Here is a 21,016-nt window from a genome sequence, read left to right on the forward strand (position 1 = left end):
GCTTGCGCTAGTTGTTGTCGCAAGCCTTTTAACGGCCCCACACTGGCATAGCAACGAACGGATTAGTCATGCAACGCGCCCTCAACGTCCCCCGCACCGATTTTCCCGAATGGTATCAAGCAGTTGTGCGTGATGCCGATATGGCCGAAACCTCGCCGGTGCGCGGCTGCATGATCATCAAGCCGTGGGGCTATGGCGTGTGGGAGCGGATTCAGCGCCTCTTGGACCAGCGGATTCGCGACACCGGGCACGAGAACGCCTACTTCCCGTTGTTCATCCCGATGAGCTTCATCGCCAAGGAAGCCGAGCATGTCGCGGGCTTTGCCAAGGAAATGGCGGTCGTCACCCACCACCGGCTGAAAGTCATCGACGGCAAGTTGCAGCCCGATCCCGATGCCAAGCTGGAAGAACCGATGATCGTGCGCCCAACCTCGGAAACCATCATCGGCGATGCTTTCTCGCGCTGGATCAAAAGCCATCGCGACCTGCCGGTGCTGATCAATCAGTGGGCGAACGTGGTGCGCTGGGAAATGCGCACCCGGCTGTTCCTGCGCACGGCGGAATTCCTCTGGCAGGAAGGCCACACCGCCCACGCCACGGCGGACGAAGCGCTGGCCGAAACCATGAAGATGCTGGAAGTCTATCGCGAATTCGCCGAGGGGCCGATGGCGATGCCGGTGATGGCCGGTGAAAAGCCCGCCAACGAACGCTTCCCCGGCGCGGTTTCGACCTTCTCGATCGAAGCCATGATGCAGGATGGTAAGGCGTTGCAGGCGGGCACGTCGCATTACCTTGGCCAGCACTTCGCACAGGCCCAGAATATCCGCTTCCAGAATGATGCCGGTGAAATGGCCTTCTGCCATACCACCAGCTGGGGCGTTTCCACCCGTCTGATCGGCGGGCTGATCATGACCCATGGCGATGATGATGGCCTGCGTCTGCCGCCCGCGCTGGCACCGCAGCAGATCGTCATTGTGCCGATGCTGCGGGGCAAGCCGGAAGATGGCGCGCTCTTGGAATACTGCGACGCGATTGCCAGGGAACTGAAGGGCAAAGTGTGCTTAAGCGAGACCATCCGCGCGCAGATCGATACCAAGTCACAGAAGTCGGCGGAAAAGCGCTGGAACTGGGTGCGCCGTGGGGCCCCGGTGATCGTCGAAATCGGCGGGCGCGATATGGCAAACGGCACGGTGACCTTTATGCGCCGCGATACCCTTCGCGATGGCGACAAGGTTATTTCGCACAACGCACCGCGTGACGAATTCATCAACAAGGCCGCCGATCTTCTGACTGAGATTCAGAATGGTCTGTTCGCCGAAGCCAAAGCCAAACGCGATGCCGCCATCGTCACCGGCATCACCAGCTATGACGATCTGGTGGCCTATTTCAGCGGCGACGAAAACGCCACCAAGGGCTGGGTCAAGGCAAGCTGGGCACGGCCCGAAGGCGCAGAACTCGAAGCCATTGCCGAGAAGCTGAAAGCGTTGAAACTGACCTTGCGCAACGCACCGCTCGACCAGCCGTCAAGCCATGGCAAGTGCCTGTTCACCGGCCGTGACGGCGTCGAAGAAATCTTTGTGGCACGGGCGTATTAAACAAGCCACCCCTCCTCATCCTGAGCCCCACTCCCCTCATCCTGAGCCCGTCGAAGGATGAGCCTGTCGAAGGATGAGTGCCAGAACACACCCCATCCGGTTACCGCCGGGTGGGGTTTTATTTTGCCCACCTTCTCCTCCCCCGTCATTCACGGGGGAGGTGTCATGCCAAAGGCATGACGGTGGGGGCGCGGGCAGCCAGAGCAAAAACCACTTCCCGAACACGCCCCGCAGCTCCCTCAACATCACTAAAAACATCGCGGTTGCTCAAACGCAGAATATGCCAGCCCTGTGCGATCAGAAAATCATTCCGCGACATGTCACGCACAGAAACAGCAACGCTTTCATGAACACTGCCATCGACCTCGATCACCAGACGCGCCGCGACACAAGCAAAATCGACGATAAAAGGGCCAATCGGATGCAGCCTGCGGATATGTAAACCGTGGGAACGGCGCAACCGGGACCACAGCAACGCTTCGGCGTGCGTCATATTCCGGCGCAGAAATTTGGCCTGTGCGGTGCTGCGCTGTTCGTCGTTTCGCATAATGAACCTACGTTTCTCCTCCCCCGTCTTTTACGGGGGAGGTGTCGAGCGATAGCGAGACAGAGGGGGCAAACATCAAGCCCACCCTCAGCCGCGATCACGCCCCCACCGTCTGGCTGCGCCAGCCACCTCCCCCGCAAGCGGGGGAGGAGAACACATCACTTGCAGTGCCAAACGAACCAGTCATCCTTGGCGAGAATGACGATTTTACACCCATAGTTAGTTAACAAAGAAAAGACCGTCAGAATTATCAGAAAAGAAAGCGATAGAAGATTTTGCCGCTCGCCCACCTATAAATTTTATCCCACCCCGCTCCTTAGAATCTAAAATGTACGAGAAACGCGTTTGATGCCACAGCTTATCAAATATAGTCTTATAGTTCGCACATCCCCCCGCGCCAAAAGGCCGGTTGCGTGCGAAGGCCCCGGCGCACATGCTGGCCGGTGCAAGGGGATGCGCCATGGACCCGTATTATTTGACCGATGCCGAGATTGACCGGCTGATTGAGGATGATCTGCCCTATGGCGATCTGACCACGCGGCTGCTGGCCCTTGGCGATCAACCCGGCGGCATCAGCTTTACCGCGCGTGATCCGCAAACCGTCAGCGGCATAGACGAAGCCGCCCGCATCTTCACCCGCCTTGGTGCCACGATGGATTTTGCCATTGCATCCGGCACAGAAGCCCCATCCGGCACGCAGCTGCTCAAAGCCCATGGCCCGGCAGCGGCGCTGCATGCGGGCTGGAAGGTCAGCCAGATTGTGATGGAATGGGCGGGCGGCATTGCCAGCGCCACAGCCCGCATTGTGGCGGCAGCCCGCAGCGTGAGCCCGGCCATCACGGTCGGCGTCACCCGCAAAAGCGCGCCCTATACCAAAAAACTGGCGCTGAAGGCCGTGCTGGCGGGCGGCGGATCGGTGCACCGCTTCGGCCTGTCGGACAGCATTATGCTTTTTGCCGAGCACCGCGCCTTTTTACCCGACGATGTGCCCGCGGCCATCGCAACGTTGCGCGCCCGCGCACCGGAACAATCGATCGCCGTGGAAGTCTCGTGCATAGAAGAAGCGCTCGCCGCCGCCACGGCTGACATTATCCAGCTCGAAAAATTCAGCCCCGAACAGCTGGCCGAACTAAAGGCCCGTCTGCCCAAGCGGGCCGATGGCCGCCCGCTGATTGCCCCGGCCGGTGGCATCACAGCCGCCAATGCCGCCGCCTATGCAGCCGCGGGGGCGGATGTGTTGGTCACCTCCGCCCCGTTCCAGGCCCGGCCAACCGATATTCAGGTCAGCCTTGGCCCGGCCCGCCCCTAGGGTCAGTTTAACGCCGTTACCAGCCGCAGATTGAGGATCGTACCGGCGACATCATTCTGGGCATAGATGTTCTGATTATAGGTCAGCTGCAGCGCCATAGTGTCGAACTGATAGCCGATCAGTGGCCCAATGCCGGAATTGACCACCTTGCAGCCTTTCTTGGCCGCACAGCCCACCGCACCGCTGCCACTGTCATTGGTCAGCTGATTTTCCTGATGCGCCCCAACGCCAAACGTCCATTTGCCGATGGTCTTGGCGACGGTGTAATCGACCGCAATCTGCTGGCCGGAATGATAGTCGGTCTTGTGGTTCTTGAAGTTATAATCGTAATGCGCGCTGATGCTGAGGTTCCAGCCATCCTGCAGCCAGCTGACACCCAGAGACGGCTCCAGCGTCCAGAAGCCGTTACCCGAACCAATGCCGCCACCGCCGGGCGGGTCCGCCGGGGACGAGGTCGCATCATCGGCATACACCGTCAGATTGGTCGCGACGTGGAAATTTTCCGGCAGGGTCCAGGAAAGCTGAAACGGAATGAAGATGGTGTTGAAGGTGCCCCAATGGGCATTGTCCGACAGGCTGGCTGTATTGGGCGATTTGAAATTGGTGTAGTCGAAGGGCTGTGCCACCGCCATTGAAAGATCGGCACCAAAAATCTGATAGCCGGTCTGCCACAACACGACGGGCACCTCGACCAGCACATCAAGCTTATTGCCGGTCTTATGCCCGCCGGGGCCAAACTGGTCATAAGCGGCCCAGTAGTTATGCATCACCCCGTAAACACCCGGCGGCAACGCAGCCCCCGCAGCCATACCTTCGTCGGATCCCCGCAGATGCGGGTCCCACAATTCCATCGCCTGAGCAGATTGGGCCACAGACAGAATGCCAAGAACGGCAACGCTGGCCAGCAAGACGGATTTTGTTAGCATGGGGGGCTCCATTCGTCTGGTATGCGAGGCAGCGAAGGCTGCCCCGCGCGAAGGGGCCATCATCGGCGTTAGGTATCAGATTTCTATGACTTTTCTGCCTGTTTGCGCCTGATCCGGCGACACGTCAGGCCGCCAAAACATGGCAGACATAAACAGGGTGCACCCGCGCTAGCAGAGATTCGCGAAGGTTCGCCGTCAACGGCATGGCAATCTGGCCACATATGCGGCGAAAAGATGGTTAGTGACTGCAAAATTGTTGAAAGCGGGGGCTGCACTTTTGTCGCAGGGCGCGCCATGACAGCGCAGTCAATCTAATCAAAACAAGGGTATAGATTTTGGCCTGCCCAGCCATAAGCCCATACAGGGATTACCGAAATTTCGTGACATCTTTGCAAAACTCCTTTATGTAGTTGCCTCACAAAGCGGACGGGAAGCCATTCCAAAAAAGAACGGCCAAGTTCGGGGAGAGAATTCTGAGGGTTTGATAGAAAAAGGCCGGGTTCGCCCGGCCTTTTTCGTTGTTGACACCTCGGGTTCATTGACCTCATCTGCCCGTCCCACAGTATTCGTGTCGGACACTCCAAATGATCGCAAATTTTTTCGGGCTTGAACCCGGCGCTGCCGCCTTGCGCCGCGAGGTGCTGGCAGGCACCACGACCTTCCTGACCATGGCGTACATCATGTTCGTCAACCCGAAGATCCTGGCCGGGGCGGGGCTGGACGAAGGGTCCTGTTTTGTGGCGACGTGCCTTGCCACCGCGCTGACCACCGCGATCATGGGGCTGTATGCCCGCCTGCCGGTGGCGCTGGCCCCCGGTATGGGGCTGAACGCCTTTTTTGCCTTCACTGTGGTGCCCAGCTTTAACGGCGACTGGCGGTTGGCTCTGGGCTGCGTTTTTCTGGCCGGTGTCCTGTTCGTACTGGTGTCGGTGACCCCGGCGCGCGAATGGCTGATCAACGCCCTGCCCAAAAGCATGAAGCTGGCGATTGCCGCCGGGATCGGGTTCTTTCTCGGTCTGGTCGGACTGTCCGATGCCGGCATTGTCGTGGCCAGCCCCGACACCCTTGTGCAGGCCGGCCATCTGACCGATCCCAAGGTGCTGATTGCGGCCGTGACCTTCATCATCATCTTTGCGCTGGCGGCCCGTGGCGTAGCCGGATCGGTGCTGATCGGCATTGTGGTGGCGACGATTGCCGCGGTGCTGATGGGCCTGCAGCAGGTGCACGGCATCGCCAGCATGCCGCCCTCGCTGGCCCCGACCTTCGGCGCGATGCATTTTACCGGTGCACCAACTGCGGCCATCGCCACCAGCGTCTTTGTCTTTCTGCTGGTCGAGATGCTCGACACCTCGGGCACGCTGACCGCGGTTGCCCATCAGGGCGGGCTGTTCGAGGCCGACGGCAAGCTGAAAAACGCCCGTAAGGCTCTGACCACCGATGCAGTGGGCTCGATCATCGGGGCCACACTGGGCACCTCGCCGGTCACCGCCTATATCGAAAGTGCTTCCGGTATTCAGGCCGGGGCGCGCACCGGTCTGGCCGCGGTGGTGGTGGCGCTTTTGTTCCTTGCCAGCCTGTTTCTGGCCCCGCTGGCCGCAAGCGTGCCGATCTATGCCACGGCACCGGCACTGGTGTTTGTCGCCGCCCTGATGGGGCGCGGCCTGAAAGATATCGACTGGGATGATCTGACCGAAGGCGCCCCGGCCATCCTGACCGCGCTGGCCATTCCGCTGACCTATTCGATTGCGGCGGGGATCGGCATCGGCTTTATCGCCCATACCGGCATCAAGCTGGCAGCCGGACGCTGGCGCGAAGTCAATCCGGCGGTCGCCACCATCGCGGTGCTGTTCGCCATCAAGGTCGCACTGACGTAAAGCCCCCCGAACAGATCAGGGGCAGGATCTATCAATTACAGGGGGCTGCGACAGACGCCGTCAGGTCGTAACGCTGACATTGTTGCCAGCGTCCCATATGGTCGTCGACGAGCTGCCCGATCCCGAGGAATGGGCATCGCCGCCAATGATGCGCTGAGCGGCGGGCGACAGATCGACCGTGTCGGTCACCGTGGTAGACGAGGACGACGAACCCGAGGCGGCCGCCGCGATCTGTGCCAGTGTCTCGTTACTGGTATCGCTGCTGGTGGTGTTGGTGTTCGCCGTCGTGACCGTGCTGCTGGTACTGCTGGTCGAGGTCGACGAGGAGCTGTCGGACGAGGCCGCGGACGCACTGCGCGCCAGCGCCATCAGCGAGGCACGATACTGGCTGACATCGGTATAGGGCGTCGAGCCGGAACTGTCCTGCGTATTGGCCACGGCGTTGTAATAGACCTTTTGTTCCATCGAGCTCATGGCATCGAACTTCTTCAGCTCGGCCTGTGCCGCCGCCGCGATGGCCGCGCTGCTGCTGTCGCTGCTGCTGCTGGCGCTATTGACGACCGAAGCCACCATCTGCTGCAGATATTCTTTCATCACACCAATCGAACTGCGATTGGTCTCCATCCACAGACGCTGGTTATTGGGGTCCATGCCATTGAGCTTGCCGGACAACGACATATCCTGCAGGCCCATATAGGCGCGGAACTGTGATTCAAGATCGTATTTATTGCCGACATTGAGCACCACCGAAGTCAGCGACAGAAACTGCCCCTTGTGCTGCGAAAACATCGACGATGTATCAGCGGCATGTGCAACAGCACGACCGCCGCCCGATGTTGAATCCGAGGAGGTCCCATTGCCAGTCTTGCTGACCGATTGACTAGAGGACTGCATCGCCGCGGCTGCTTCTGCAGTCGCCGCAGCGCGAGAGGCTGCACTTGCACTGCCACTGGACGCCGCAACATTGCTGGCGACCGAGGAACCGGAGGCAGTAGTGGCTGTAATCGCGACACTCATTGCTGTGCCCTTACAGAGAGCTACTATCATACTATAGTATAAAGATATTAACCCATGGTTGCAAGCCTAGACACAAATTATCGCAAATACTCTGGAAACATCCAAAGCACCCGGACACAACCCCAGAAAGAAGTTTACGGTATTTCCGACTTCACAGCCAGGTTAAAACAACCCTGGTGATCGGTTTTTTATTCCAGGCATCATCCGCAGCCCCACGGGCAGCCCGGCGGACGGCTTCCGACAGGGCATCCTCGGTATCGCGCTTCGGCTTATAGCGCCGCAGCGCGGCATCGACCGCATCACGCACCGCCGATTGTACTATTTCGGGAATACCTTCCATGACGAAGGTCGGCTCGGCCGCTATCCGCCCCTTGTCATCCAGCACCAGCGAGATGGCGATCAGACCGGCATAGCTGAGCGAGCGGCGTAAGCGGGCCAGCCCCTCGCCTTCCGGCACCAGCACCGCGCCATCGACATGGATACGGCCCGAGGGAACCTCGTCCACCACCTCGACCGGGCCGGGGGCCAGCCGCAGCATCTGGCCGTTGGCACCCGGCACCACGGTTTTGACGCCCAGCGCATGGGCCAGACGGACATGGGCACTTTGGTGGCGCAACTCGCCATGGACCGGAATGGCAATCTTTGGCTTCAGCCAGCCATAAAGCTGTTTGATGTCGTCCTGCGCCGGATGGCCGGAGACGTGAACGAAATGATCCTCGGCCGACAACACCTCGACCCCCAAAGCGGTCAGGTGGTTCTGCATGGCGAAGATGCCCAGCTCGTTACCGGGAATGACGCGCGAGGAGAAGATCACCTTATCGCCTTCGCCCAGCTTGACGTAAGGGTGGTCGCCGGTGGCAATGCGGGCCATGGCGGCGCGCGGCTCGCCCTGACTGCCGGTACACAGATAAAGCACCGTATCAGGCGACATATGCCCGGCGGCTTCTTCATCGGTGGTCTTGGGGAAATCTTTTAAGTAACCACAGGCTTGCGCCGCTTCGACCATCTTGTGCATGGCCCGGCCGACCAGCACCACCCGCCGCCCGGCCGCTACCGCCGCCTTGGCCACTGTTTCCAGACGGGCGACATTAGAGGCAAAAGCGGTCACCGCCACCCGGCCCTTCAGGGTGGCGATCAGATTGCTTAGCCCGACACGGACATCGGCTTCCGAGCCGGAATGGCCCATCACCATGACATTGGTGGAATCGCAGACCAGCGCCAGCACACCGTCATCGCCCAGCCGTTCCAGCGCCGACCTATCGACATTTTCGCCGAGCAGCGGACCATCATCGATCTTCCAGTCGCCGGAATGGACCACGGTGCCCAGCGGCGTATGGATCGCCAGCGCGTTGGGTTCGGGGATCGAGTGGGTCATGGTGACAAACTCGATCTCGAAGGGACCGAGCGTGACCCGCCCTTTGAGCGGCACCGCGTTGAGTTTGGCTTTGGTCAGGCCCGCTTCGGCCAGCTTGGCGCCGATCAGGCGCGCGGTAAACGGTGTGGCATAGATCGGGCAGCGCAGATCCGGCCACAGATGGGGAATGGCCCCGATATGATCTTCATGGCCATGGGTGGCGATCAGACCAAGGACATCGGCGCGCCGCTCGGCCAGAAAGCTGACATCCGGCACAATGACATCGACACCCGGCGCGGCGCCTTCACGGCCGAACAGCACACCGCAATCGGCGATGATCCACTTTTCTTCGCCGGGGGGGCCGAAACCATAGGCATTGAAATTCATGCCAATTTCGCCCGAGCCACCCAGCGGCAGGAAAACCAGCGCGTCGTCTTCGTTATGTGTCATCACGCCAGCAATCTCATTTGACCAACCCGGATTTGTTACGTTCGTAGACCAGCACCAGACCACGAATGGTCAGGTCACGGTCCAGATAATCAATCATCTGCGACTGGCGATGGAACAGACTGGCGAGGCCCCCGGTGGCAATCACCGTCATCGGCGCGGCATATTCGGCCTTGATGCGGGTGACGAGGCCTTCCATCAGCCCGATATAGCCCCAGTAGAGGCCGGACTGCATCGCGGGCACGGTATCCTTGGCAATAACATGGCTGGTGCGCGCCACCGCTACCCGCGGCAGCATGGCGGCGGCTTCGTGCAGCGCCTGGGCCGACAGATGTAAGCCGGGGGCGATCACGCCGCCTTCATGGCAGCCATCAGCCGAGACAACATCGAAATTGGTCGCGGTGCCAAAATCGATGATGATCATCGCACCGGTATAGCGCTCGTAGGCCGCGACCGCGTTGACGATGCGGTCGGCGCCCATGGTTTCGGGATGGTCGATATTGATGCGGATACCGGGATCAACGGTGGGATCGCCGATCACCATCGGCTCACAATGGAAATAACGCCGGCAGAGCTGGCGCAAATCGAACATCGCTGCCGGCACCACGTTGGAAATGATCGCCGCGTCGAAATCGCCAAACGACAATGCATTGAAGGCCAGCAGTGGCGACAGAAACACCGCATATTCATCGGCGGTACGGTTCCGGTCGGTGACAACCCGCCATTCGTGGCGAACCGTCATACCATCGCAGACAGCGAAAACGATATTGGTGTTGCCGACATCAATGGCAAGCAGCATGGGAACCCTTTCACGCCCGGCTGAAGGCTTCAGCCCTCAGGTAAAGAACACATCACCGGCAGAGATTTTACGCGTAGCCCCCGCTTCATCCAACAGCAAGGCACCGTTTTCATCCAGACCGGCAAACAAACCGTTGCGAACACCCCGTCCGGCCTCACCGGCATGGGCCAGCCGGACCGTGACCGGGGCCCCCAATCCAACCGCGCGGGCCAGCCAGGCCTCGCGCAAAGGGGCAAACCCGCTTTTCAGCCAGAGCCCATACCACTTGGTCCACGTCTCGGCTAGACGGAAGAGTGCAACCTGCGCGGTTGGCACCACGCCGCCCAGCGCCGCCAGCGAGGTGGCGCCATACGCGGTTTTGTCCGGATGAGAGGTAAGATTAACCCCGATACCGACCACCAGCACCGGCGCGCCCAGCTGGGTTTCGCTTTGCGGCAGGGTTTCGGTCTCCAGAAGTATGCCGACAATCTTCAGCCCGCCAGCCAGCACATCGTTGGGCCATTTGACCTCGATCCGGACCGAGGGAGCAAAACTGGCCAGCATGTCCGAGGCCGCCAGCGCCGCCGCAAACGACAACTGGGAAAAGTCGGCCCCGGGCGGACAGATCGCCAGCGAGGCAAACAGATTACCGCTTTGCGATTGCCAGACATTGCCACGACGGCCCTTGCCCTGGCTCTGGCGCTCGGCCGTCACCCAAAACGGCGGCGCCGCCCCCTCGCGGGCGCGGCGCAACGCTTCCGAATTGGTGGAATCGGTCTCGGGTAACGCAATCAGGCCGTAACCGTCAGGCCAACGGCTCACGGAAACAGGGCTTTCGCGGCCAGATCTGCCGCCTGCACCAAAGGACCGGGCAGGAAGACGAACAGCAGCGAGATCAATGCCGTCACCGCAATGACAATCTGTACCGCCACACCTTCGTCACGATCCAGCGCAGCGGCCGGTGGATCGAGATAGATCACCTTGACGATACGCAGGTAATAGAAGGCGGCAACACAACTCGACAGAATGCCGATCAGCGCGGCGATATAAAGCCCGGCCCCGATCGCAGCGAGGAAGACATACAGCTTGGCGAAGATGCCCATCAGCGGCGGCAGCCCCGCCAGAGAGAGCACCAAAGCCGACAGGGCAAAGGCGAGCTTCGGACGGCTGCGCGACAGCCCGGCCAGATCGGCAATCGTCTCGACCGACGCACCGTCACGGCGCATGGTCTGGATACAGGCAAAGGTGCCGAGATTGGCAATGACATAGAACGCCAGATAGGTCAGCGCCCCGGAAACACCGATCAGCGTACCCGCCGCCAGCCCGAGCAGCGCATAGCCCATATGGCCGATGGCGCTGTAGGCCATCAGGCGTTTGATGTTGGTCTGGGCGATACCGGCGAACGCCCCCAGGATCATCGACAGCACCGAAGCGAAGATGATGATCTGACGCCACTGCATGAGCGCATCGGGGAAGACGGTGATCAGCACCCGTAAGGTCATCGCCAGCGCCGCCACCTTGGCCGCGGTGGCAAAGAAGGCGGTTACCGGGGTCGGGGCGCCCTCATAGACATCGGGGGCCCACATGTGGAACGGCACCGCCGACAGTTTGAAGGCAAACCCGGCAATCAGGAAAACCAGCCCGAACACCAGCCCGAGATTGAGCCCGGCTTTGACCGCCACCGCGACCGCGCTGAAGCTGAGCGCGCCGGAAAAACCATAGATCAGCGAAATGCCGTACAGCATCAGCCCCGAAGACAATGCCCCGAGCACGAAATATTTAAGGCCCGCTTCGGTCGAACGGCGGTTACCGCGCTCGAACGCCGCCAGCACATAGAGCGCCAGACTTTGCAGCTCGAGCCCGAGATAGAGGATAAGGAAATCCCCCGCCGCAATCATCACCATCATACCAAGTGCGGCCAGCCCAATCAGCACCGACAGCTCAAAACGGCTCTGTTTGGCCGCGGCGAAGAAACGATCGGCCAGCACGATGCACACCAGCGCTGCCCCGGCCACCAGCCCTTGGGCGAAGCGGGCAAAGCCATCCACCAGGAAGCTGCCATGGAAGGCGTGGGCATCGGGCGTGAAAGCCACCAGCACCCCGGCGACCAGCAGGATCAGCGCCATGAAGGCCGAGACAAAGGCCGACCGCGCGTGGAAGGCCCCGGCGATCAGCGCGATCAGCGCGCCCACAGCCACCATCAGTTCCGGCAGAATTGCAATCAGATCGGTCTGGCTCACCGCATATCTCCATGGCCGGAAGGAATGCCCGCAGGAAGTACCGTGACATGATCGGCCGCCACCGCCGCATCATAACGGGCAATCAGATGCGCCACCGACGCATGGGTAACGTCGAAGATCGGTTTGGGATAAACGCCCATGATGATCGTTGCCACCACGAAGGGGACCAGGATCACCACCTCGCGGGCGGAAAGATCCTTCAGGGCCGACAGCGAAGGCTTGACCAGCGCACCGAAGATCACCCGCTTATAGAGATACAGCATATAGGCGCAGGACAGGATGGTGCCGATGGCGGCAATCAGCGCCACCGTGCTCGACACCTGGAAGGCACCGATCAGCGACAAAAACTCGCCGATAAAGTTACCGGTGCCCGGCAGCCCCATATTGGCCAAGGCGAACACCATGAAGATGGTGGCATAGACCGGCATACGTTTGACGATACCGCCATAGTCGGCAATCAGGCGGGTGTGCATACGCTCGTACACCACGCCAACGCAGAGGAACAGTGCCGCAGACACCACGCCGTGGCTCAGCATCTGGAAGATGGCACCATCAATGCCCTGACGGTTGAAGGTGAAGATGCCCAGCGTGACAAAGCCCATATGGGCGACCGAGGAATAGGCGATCAGCTTCTTGATGTCTTCCTGTGCCAGCGCCACGAACGAGGTATAGACCACCGCAATCAGCGACAGCGTGAAGACGAAGGGGGCAAAGGCGCTGGATGCCGAGGCGAACATCGGCAGCGAGAAGCGTAAAAAACCATAGCCACCCATTTTCAGCAGAACCGCGGCCAGCACGACCGAACCGGCGGTCGGGGCCTCGACATGGGCATCGGGCAGCCAGGTATGGACCGGCCACATCGGCAGCTTGACCGCAAACGAGGCGAAGAAACCGACCCATAACAGCTTTTGCAGCCAGATCGGGAAATGCGCGGTTTCAATCAGCACCGAAATATCCGACGTGCCGGTGGTGTAATAGATCGCCAGCACCGCCAGCAGCATGAACAGCGAGCCGAGCAGCGTGTAGAGGAAGAATTTGAAGCTGGCATAGACCCGGCGCGGGCCACCCCAGATGCCGATGATCAGGAACATCGGGATCAGGCCACCTTCAAAGAAGATGTAGAACAGGAACAGATCGAGCGCCGCGAACACGCCCATCATCAGCCCTTCCAGCATCAGGAAGGCGACCATATATTCGCGCACCCGGCTGGTGACCGAGGTCCAGCTGGCCAGAATACAGAACGGCATCAAAAGCCCGGTCAGCACCAGGAACAGCATCGAGATGCCATCCACCCCCATGCGGTAGGTAATGGTGCTGGCAAGCCAGGGCGCCTGTTCAACGAACTGGAAGTGGGCGGTCGCACCATCAAACTGCGACCACATCACAATGCTGAGCAGCGCCACCACGATGGTAAAGCCCAGCGCAACCCAGCGCGCGGCTTTGGCAATCCCCGCCTCGGATCCCCGCAGGAGGAGGAGACACAAAGCCCCGACCATCGGCAGGAAGGTCAGGATACTGAGGATATGAGAGAGAAGAAGGCTCATAATCCGCCCCCCGTCACCACGAACCAGCTTGTCAGAATGACGATGCCAGCCAGCATGGCGAAAGCGTATTGATAGATATACCCCGATTGCAGACGGCCAGCCCCCTTGGCCCCGTCCAGCACGCGGGCGGACACACCGTCAGGCCCCAGCCCGTCGATAATCTTGCCGTCACCGATCTTCCACAACAGCCGCCCCAGCGCCAGAGCGGGCCGGACAAACAGAAAATCGTAGAGCTCGTCGATGTACCATTTGTTGTAGAGAAAACGGTAGACGAAGAAATTCTGCGCCTGCAGCTTCGCGGTCAGGGCCGGTTTGGCGATGTAGAAGTAATAGGCGATGGCAAAGCCCACCAACATCATGGCAAAGGGCGACAGCTCGACCCACACCGGCACCTCATGCGCCGCCGCCGCGGCCAGCACCAGCGTGCCGTGCCAGAAGCTTCCAGCCGTCGCACCAATGAAGTGACCGTCGAACGCCAGACCGGCGAACAGCGCGCCGAATGCCAGCACACCCAGCGGGATCAGCATAGTGAGCGGGGCTTCATGGACCTTTTCCAGCGGCATGCCATGGGCCCCATGGGCCCCGTGATATGTGCCGTAGAACACCATGAAGAACTGACGCCAGGAATAGAACGCCGTCATCGCTGCCGCGATCACCAGCAGCACAAAGGCGTAGTGCGCCACCGGCGAGTGGGACAGATAGGCGGTGGTAATGATGGCATCTTTGGAGAAAAAGCCCGCCGTGCCGATCAGGGTGAAGGGAATGCCAAAGCCGGTCAGCGCCAGATTGCCGATCAGCATCATTGCCCAGCTGAAGGGCAGCGCTTTGCGTAAGCCCCCCATCTTGCGCATGTCCTGTTCGTGGTGCATGGCCACGATCACCGCGCCCGCCGATAAGAACAACAACGCCTTGAAGAAGGCGTGCGTGAACAGATGGAACATCGCCACATTATAGGCGGACAGCCCGGCCGCTGCGAACATATAGCCCAGCTGCGAGCAGGTCGAATAGGCGATCACCCGCTTGATGTCGTTCTGGAACAGACCAACCGTGGCGGCAAAGAAGGCCGTCGTGGCCCCCACCACCGTCACCACTTCCAGCGCAAACGGCGCGTGGGCGAACAAGGGCGATGCGCGGCAGACCAGAAACACGCCCGCCGTCACCATGGTGGCGGCATGGATCAGGGCCGACACCGGGGTTGGGCCTTCCATGGCGTCGGGCAGCCAGGTGTGCAGGCCAAGCTGGGCCGACTTGCCCATGGCACCGACGAACAGCAACAGGCAGATCGTGGTCAGAATATCGACATGCATGCCTGCGAAGACGAAGCTTTTGCCTGCAACCGCCGGGGCCGCGGCGAACACCGCATCAAAGTCGAGCGTTCCGAACACCAGATAGATCGCCAGCACGCCCAGCGTGAAGCCAAAATCGCCGACGCGATTGACGACAAAGGCTTTCAGCGCCGCAGCATTGGCGCTGGGCTTGGTGTACCAGAAACCGATCAGCAGATAGGAGGCCAGCCCCACCCCTTCCCAGCCGAAGAACAGCTGCAGGAAGTTGTTGGACGTCACCAGCATCAGCATCGAGAAGGTGAAGAAAGAAAGATAGGCGAAGAAGCGCGGCTGCCCCTCTTCCTCCTGCATGTAGCCAATCGAATACAGATGCACCAGCGACGAGACAAACGTCACCACCACCAGCATCACCGCCGTCATGGTATCGACGCGCACCGCCCAGTCGATATTGAGCCCGCCCGAGGATATCCAGGTGGCGAGCGTCTGCACCCCACCGCCGCCCAGAAGCGCCACGTTGATAAACGCGACGACGGACAGCGCGGCCGAGGCAAACAGGCCCACAGTGGTAACAAGGCCTGAAAGCCGCGCGCCAAGCAGGCGGCCGCCGAGACCAGCGATGACCGAAGTCAGAAGGGGCAGAAAGACGATGGCGGCGTACACGCTTTATCCTTTCAAAAGATTGGCGTCTTCCACCGCAATGGTGCGGCGGCCGCGATAGTAGATGATCAGAATGGCAAGACCGATGGCGGTTTCAGCAGCGGCGACCGTCAGCACGAACAGCGTGAAAATCTGACCGGCCAGATCGCCGCGAAAATGCGAGAAGGCGACGAAGTTGATGTTAACCGCCAGTAGGATCAGCTCGACCGACATCAGGATGACGATCAGATTCTTGCGGTTGAGGAAGATGCCCGCCACCCCGATGGTGAACAACAGGGCGGCCAGCACCAGATAATGACCCAGACCGATAAGCATCTTCAGGCCCCCTTTCCCGGTACGATATCGACAAGGCTGACCGCATCGGCCGCCTCGCGCGAGACCTGGCTCCAGCCCGACTGATGCTTGACACCCGGCACCTTACGCAGCGCCAGCACGATGGCGCCGACCATGGCGGTGAGCAGCACCAGCCCGGCAAGCTGGAAGGCCAGCACATAATCGGTATAGAGCACCTGCCCGATGGCAGCGGTGTTGGCCACTTTCGACGCCACCTGCGTGACCGGTGCCGCCGACGCTGCCGCGCCCCAGCGCATCGCCACGATCACCGCCAGCTCAACGGCAAGGATCGCGCCGACAATTGCGCCGATCAGGACATAGCGCTGGGCGCCATGGGCGGCTTCAGGCTTGTGCACATTCAGCATCATCACCACGAATAGGAACAGCACCGCCACCGCGCCGACATAAACAATCAGCAACAGCATGGCGAGGAACTCTGCCCCCAGGAGCAGAAACAGGCCGGACGCGTTGAAGAAGGCCAGGATCAGACACAAAACGGCATAGACCGGATTGCGCGCCGCCACCACCGCCAGGGCCGAAGCCAGCAAAACGGCAGAAAACATATAGAATGCGATAGCCATCAACATGCTTGTGAGTTCCTACCTGTACGGCGCATCTTTTTCGATATTCTGCGTGATGACCTGGCCCCAGCGTTCGCCATTACCGATCAGACGGTCCTTGTTGTAGAACAGCTCTTCCCGGCTCTCGACGGCGAATTCAAAATTCGGGCCTTCGACAATGGCATCCACCGGGCAGGCTTCTTGACACAGGCCGCAATAGATGCATTTGGACATATCAATGTCGTAACGCGTGGTGCGGCGCGAGGCATCAACCCGCGGTTCGGCCTCGATCGTGATGGCCTGCGCCGGGCAGATCGCTTCGCACAGCTTGCAGGCGATGCAGCGCTCTTCGCCGCTGTCATAGCGGCGCAAAGCATGCTCCCCCCGAAAGCGCGGCGACAGACTGCCACGTTCGTAGGGATAGTTCAGCGTCTTCTTAGGCGCGAAAAACAGCTTCATCGCCCGGATAAAGCCGATGACCATATCCCAGAGGAAGATCTGTTTGGCGAGACGGTTGCGTTTGCTCATGATCCCCTCACGCCTTAAAAACCAAGGTCCAGGCCGCTGCCAGCACCACCCAGACCAGGGATATCGGCAAGAACACCTTCCAGCACAGACGCATCAGCTGATCGTAGCGATAGCGCGGCACCATCGCCTTGACCATGGCGATGAGGAAGAACAGGAAGACCACTTTGATCAGCAGCCAGAACACACCCGGCACCGCCGTAAACGGCCACACCGACAAGGGCGGCAACCATCCACCTAAGAACAGGATCGACATTACCGTGCACAGCAGCACGATGTTGACATACTCGGCGATCATGAACAGCAGATAGGGGGTGGAGGAATATTCCACCATAAAACCGGCCACCAGCTCAGATTCCGCCTCCAGCAGATCAAAGGGCGGGCGCTGGGTTTCGGCCAGCACCGAGATGAAATAGATCACCGCCATCGGGGCCAGAATTGAACAGATGAACCAGCCATGGCTCTGGGCCCGCACGATGTCGGACAGATTGAGGCTGCCGGAGAACAGAATAACGGTGACGATAACAAAGCCGATTGAGACTTCGTAGGACACCATCTGCGCCGTGGCGCGTAACGCCGACAGGAACGAGTATTTCGAGTTGGCCGCCCAGCCACCGATGATGGTGGCATAGACACCCAGCGACGAGATCGCCAGCAGATAGAGCATGCCGACATTGATATCGGCAAACACCCAGCCCTCGTTCACCGGCACCACGGCCCAGCCTGCCATCGCCAGCACAAAAGCCAGGAACGGCGCGAGCAGATAGAGCCACTTGTTGGCCATGGCCGGGATGATCGGCTCTTTAAACATGAACTTGAAGAAGTCGGCAAACGACTGCAACAGGCCAAAGGGGCCAACCACGTTGGGGCCTTTGCGCATCTGCACCGCCGCCCACACCTTGCGGTCGAACAGCAGCAAAAACGCCAGCATCACCAGCAGAACCACAAACAGCACCACCACCATGGTGGCCTGACTTAAGGTCCAGGCCCAGCCATAAGGCAGATCAAAGCCAAGCAGCGTGCGACAGAGCCAGGTATAGAAGCCGATCAGCGCCATGCTATTTAAGCCCCCGCCTCTTCTGGATTGCCGCTTTGCGCCGCGCCGGTGACGAACTGCTTGCTGCATTCGGCCATGGTCTTGCTGGCCCGCGCGATCGGGTTGGTCAGGTAATAATCGCGGATGGTGGTGCCCACCGGCTCAAGCGGATCGAGCAGCCCTTCGGCACCGATATTTTCCCACAACACCGGATCGGCATGGGGCAGTTCCGGCAAGCTGCCGATGGCGGCAAACTGCGGAGCCACCGCCGCAATAGCGGCGCGCAAGCCTGCCTTATCGGTATAGGGCAGCGGACGGCCCAGCGCCGCAGCCAGTTCGCGGATAATCAGCCAGTCTTCCCTTGCCTCGCCCGGCGGGAAGGTCGCACGATGGGTTTCCTGCACCCGGCCTTCGAAATTGGCGTAGAGCCCGTCCTTTTCGCTGTAGGCGGCACCGGGCAGCACCACATCGGCAAAGCGCGCCCCGGCATCGCCGTGGCTGCCAAGATAAATCACAAAGGCGCGGCCCAGACGGTCCACCGGATATTCGTCAGCGCCAAGCGAGAAGATCACATCAATCGCACCGGTCTGCGCGCCATCGACGATACCGGCGACATCACGCCCGCCTTCGCCCGGCACAAAACCAAGATCGAGACCGGCCACGCGCGAGGCAGCGGTGTGCAGCACGTTGAAGCCGTTCCAGTCGACACCGATCATGCCGGTGGTCATCGCCAGCTTGGCGGCCAGCCGTAAGATCACATCGCCATCATGGCGGGCCAGCGCACCGGCCCCCAGAATCAGCATCGGCTTCTGCGCGGCACGAAGAACTTCCGTAAACGGATGTTCGCCGGTGGCCAGTTGGGCCAGAATTTCCACGCTGTCGCCCAATTCCTCAACCGGATAGGTGGCGGCGATGGGGGCGCCCAGCCGGGCTACCTTGAGATTACCGTAAAGCCAGGCCTTGCGCAGGCGGGCGTTGAGCACCGGGGCTTCCACCCGCGGGTCAGTGCCGATCAGTAGCAGCGCATCGGCCTGTTCCACCGCAGCGATGGTGGTGTTGAACAGATAAGACGGGCGGGGCCCGGCCAGTTTGACGCCATCCTGACGGCAATCGATATTGGGCACGCCCAGACTGTCCATCAGATCTTTCAGCGCCTTAATTTCCTCGGCCCCGGCCAGATCACCGACAATCGCGGCCATGCGTTCCGGTGCGGTGGCGCCCATGCGCGCCGCCACGGCAGCAATCGCCTGCCCCCAGCTCACCGGCTTTAATTTGCCGTCTTCGCGTACATAGGGCTTGTCGATCCGCCGGTTCATCAAACCATCGGCAATGAAACGGGTCTTATCGCCGATCCATTGCTCGTTCACCGCCTCGTTGACGCGGGGCAGAATGCGCAGCACCTGATCGCCGCGAGTATCAATGCTGATGGCGGCCCCTTGCGCGTCCATCACATCGATGGATTCGGTATGGCTCAGCTCCCACGGCCGGGCGCGAAACGCGTAAGGCCGGCTGGTCAGCGCACCGACCGGGCACAGATCAATGATGTTCCCCGACAGCTCGGAAGAAAACGCCTTGTCGAGATAGGTGGTGATTTCCATATTGGTGCCGCGCCCCGTGGCACCCAGCTCGGGCACGCCCGCCACTTCGGTGGCAAAGCGCACACAGCGGGTGCACTGAATGCAGCGGGTCATCGCCGTACCGATCAGCGGCCCCATATTCTTTGGCTTTACCGCGCGCTTGTCTTCGTGGAAGCGATCAAAATCACTGCCACCATAATGGAACGCCTGATCCTGCAAATCGCATTCGCCGCCCTGATCGCAGATCGGGCAGTCGAGCGGATGGTTGATCAGCAACAGCTCCATCACACCGGCGCGGGCTTCGCGCACCTTAGCCGATACGGTTTCGATCTTGGCCGGGGTGCCATCGCGGTTAGGGAAAATATCTTTGACCTGCAGCGAGCAGGACGCCACCAGCTTGGGCGCCCCCACCCATTCGACCAGACACATGCGGCAATTGCCGGCCACCGACAACCGCTCGTGATAGCAAAAGCGCGGAATTTCCGCCCCCGCCTGCTCACAAGCGGAAAGGAGCGTGATCCCATCATCTGCTTCGATGGTTTTGCCGTCGATGATCAGCGTGCGCGTCATGAGCGGACCTTCTTGTTGAGCGTCGGCCGGTTGCGATGGGGCAGACGAACCTCGGCCTTCTGACCGGCCGGGGTGTAGACATAATCCTGAATTAGTGCGCGCCAGCGGGCATAGCCCTTGCCTGCCAGATGGGTATCATCCAGCGTTACCGACGGATCAAGCCGGCCACCTTCGGCGACGAAATGCGGATAGAGGTCGACAAAGGTAACCTTACGCGTCTCGGCCACCTTCTTGATCAGCTTGTTGACGGCACGCACCTGCTCGTCAAACTGCGGCTGGCGCGGCAACACACTTTCCAGAAAGATCTTGCTGCGCGGCAGCTCGGTTTGCAGCCGGGCAATGATGTGGTCGATATTGGCGGCAATCTCCGGGATCGGGCGGCCATATTCTATGTCGTTGGTGCCGATCAGCACGAAAATGCGATCCGGCTTGGCTTTGATTACCTGATTTAAGCGATATTCCAGCCCCAGCGTGGTGTCGCCGACGATGCCGAAATTGCGAATGGTCAGATTGGGCCAGGCGTCAGACCAGCGACCGAAATCGGTCAGGCTGTCGCCCACAAACGCCACACCGCCATTCATCACCGGCAGCCCGGAAAACTGGGTCACGCGGGCGGCATAATCGGCATAGGTCCAGGCGTGCAGATATTCCCCCGGCGGCGGCGTCTTAACGCCGACATCTTCGGTTTTGGGACGCACCGCGGCGATGGATGCGCTGTCGGCTGGCGATGGCACCGGAACCGGCACCTTGACCGCATCGGCTGCCACCGCAGAACCACCTGCCAGACATCCCGCCAGCATCCCCGCCCAAACCCATACCGGCATATGCCCAGACTTCATCA

General features: G+C 60.5%; 18 protein-coding genes. 3 read left to right on the plus strand and 15 right to left on the minus strand.

Annotated elements, in window-relative coordinates; all coding sequences use genetic code 11:
- The first annotated feature begins 68 nt into the window (after positions 1–68).
- On the plus strand, positions 69–1,595 hold the full coding sequence (gene proS / locus ACZ5RI_RS13880) for a proline--tRNA ligase (protein ID WP_464513797.1): 1,527 nt from the start codon (positions 69–71) through the stop codon (positions 1,593–1,595).
- A 163-nt stretch (positions 1,596–1,758) separates the two neighbouring features.
- Here the strand turns inward: proS and ACZ5RI_RS13885 are convergent, their stop codons facing one another.
- A complete protein-coding gene (locus ACZ5RI_RS13885; RefSeq protein ID WP_464513798.1) occupies positions 1,759–2,142 on the minus strand; it encodes an endonuclease domain-containing protein in 384 nt (127 codons plus the stop codon).
- 460 nt (positions 2,143–2,602) lie between these two features.
- Here ACZ5RI_RS13885 and modD point away from each other — a divergent pair, with 460 nt between their 5' ends.
- Positions 2,603–3,451 carry a ModD protein gene (gene modD, locus ACZ5RI_RS13890; RefSeq protein ID WP_464513799.1) on the plus strand — a complete coding sequence of 283 codons (849 nt, stop codon included), beginning with the start codon at positions 2,603–2,605 and terminating at the stop codon, positions 3,449–3,451.
- A gap of 2 nt (positions 3,452–3,453) precedes the next feature.
- Here the strand turns inward: modD and ACZ5RI_RS13895 are convergent, their stop codons facing one another.
- A complete protein-coding gene (locus ACZ5RI_RS13895) occupies positions 3,454–4,377 on the minus strand; it encodes a SphA family protein (RefSeq protein WP_464513800.1) in 924 nt (307 codons plus the stop codon).
- A 584-nt stretch (positions 4,378–4,961) separates the two neighbouring features.
- Here ACZ5RI_RS13895 and ACZ5RI_RS13900 point away from each other — a divergent pair.
- On the plus strand, positions 4,962–6,251 hold the full coding sequence (locus ACZ5RI_RS13900; protein ID WP_464513801.1) for an NCS2 family permease: 1,290 nt from the start codon (positions 4,962–4,964) through the stop codon (positions 6,249–6,251).
- Positions 6,252–6,311: 60 nt separating this feature from the next.
- Here the strand turns inward: ACZ5RI_RS13900 and ACZ5RI_RS13905 are convergent, their stop codons facing one another.
- The 13 genes from ACZ5RI_RS13905 to ACZ5RI_RS13965 form a co-directional block, all read right to left on the minus strand.
- Positions 6,312–7,268, minus strand: a complete 957-nt coding sequence (locus ACZ5RI_RS13905) for a hypothetical protein (protein ID WP_464513802.1) — start codon at positions 7,266–7,268, stop codon at positions 6,312–6,314.
- 151 nt (positions 7,269–7,419) lie between these two features.
- On the minus strand, positions 7,420–9,072 hold the full coding sequence (locus ACZ5RI_RS13910; protein ID WP_464513803.1) for a ribonuclease J: 1,653 nt from the start codon (positions 9,070–9,072) through the stop codon (positions 7,420–7,422).
- A 13-nt stretch (positions 9,073–9,085) separates the two neighbouring features.
- The gene (locus tag ACZ5RI_RS13915) at positions 9,086–9,868 is read right to left on the minus strand and encodes a type III pantothenate kinase (protein WP_464513804.1); all 783 of its coding nucleotides are present in this window, start codon (positions 9,866–9,868) and stop codon (positions 9,086–9,088) included.
- A gap of 36 nt (positions 9,869–9,904) precedes the next feature.
- Positions 9,905–10,669 (minus strand): biotin--[acetyl-CoA-carboxylase] ligase, encoded by a 765-nt coding sequence (locus tag ACZ5RI_RS13920; RefSeq protein ID WP_464513805.1) that lies wholly within the window; start codon positions 10,667–10,669, stop codon positions 9,905–9,907.
- The gene (gene nuoN / locus ACZ5RI_RS13925) at positions 10,666–12,048 is read right to left on the minus strand and encodes an NADH-quinone oxidoreductase subunit NuoN (RefSeq protein ID WP_464515608.1); all 1,383 of its coding nucleotides are present in this window, start codon (positions 12,046–12,048) and stop codon (positions 10,666–10,668) included. Before nuoN ends, ACZ5RI_RS13920 begins: the two co-directional genes overlap by 4 nt.
- 35 nt (positions 12,049–12,083) lie before the next feature.
- On the minus strand, positions 12,084–13,631 hold the full coding sequence (locus ACZ5RI_RS13930) for an NADH-quinone oxidoreductase subunit M (protein ID WP_464513806.1): 1,548 nt from the start codon (positions 13,629–13,631) through the stop codon (positions 12,084–12,086).
- Positions 13,628–15,577 (minus strand): NADH-quinone oxidoreductase subunit L, encoded by a 1,950-nt coding sequence (nuoL, locus tag ACZ5RI_RS13935; protein WP_464513808.1) that lies wholly within the window; start codon positions 15,575–15,577, stop codon positions 13,628–13,630. The genes ACZ5RI_RS13930 and nuoL overlap by 4 nt, the downstream gene beginning before the upstream one ends.
- Before the next feature lie 3 nt (positions 15,578–15,580).
- Positions 15,581–15,889: an NADH-quinone oxidoreductase subunit NuoK gene (gene nuoK, locus ACZ5RI_RS13940; RefSeq protein ID WP_464513809.1), complete on the minus strand. Its 309-nt coding sequence runs from the start codon at positions 15,887–15,889 to the stop codon at positions 15,581–15,583.
- Positions 15,890–15,891: 2 nt separating this feature from the next.
- Positions 15,892–16,494 (minus strand): NADH-quinone oxidoreductase subunit J, encoded by a 603-nt coding sequence (locus ACZ5RI_RS13945; RefSeq protein WP_464513810.1) that lies wholly within the window; start codon positions 16,492–16,494, stop codon positions 15,892–15,894.
- A gap of 12 nt (positions 16,495–16,506) precedes the next feature.
- Positions 16,507–16,995, minus strand: a complete 489-nt coding sequence (gene nuoI / locus ACZ5RI_RS13950) for an NADH-quinone oxidoreductase subunit NuoI (RefSeq protein WP_464513811.1) — start codon at positions 16,993–16,995, stop codon at positions 16,507–16,509.
- Between the two features lie 7 nt (positions 16,996–17,002).
- Complete coding sequence (gene nuoH, locus ACZ5RI_RS13955; RefSeq protein WP_464513812.1) at positions 17,003–18,049, minus strand: NADH-quinone oxidoreductase subunit NuoH; 1,047 nt, start codon at positions 18,047–18,049, stop codon at positions 17,003–17,005.
- A gap of 5 nt (positions 18,050–18,054) precedes the next feature.
- Positions 18,055–20,175, minus strand: a complete 2,121-nt coding sequence (gene nuoG, locus ACZ5RI_RS13960; RefSeq protein WP_464513813.1) for an NADH-quinone oxidoreductase subunit NuoG — start codon at positions 20,173–20,175, stop codon at positions 18,055–18,057.
- A complete protein-coding gene (locus ACZ5RI_RS13965; protein ID WP_464513814.1) occupies positions 20,172–21,014 on the minus strand; it encodes a GDSL-type esterase/lipase family protein in 843 nt (280 codons plus the stop codon). The genes nuoG and ACZ5RI_RS13965 overlap by 4 nt, the downstream gene beginning before the upstream one ends.
- Between the last annotated feature and the right edge of the window lie 2 nt (positions 21,015–21,016).

Source organism: Micropepsis pineolensis (assembly GCF_055392125.1).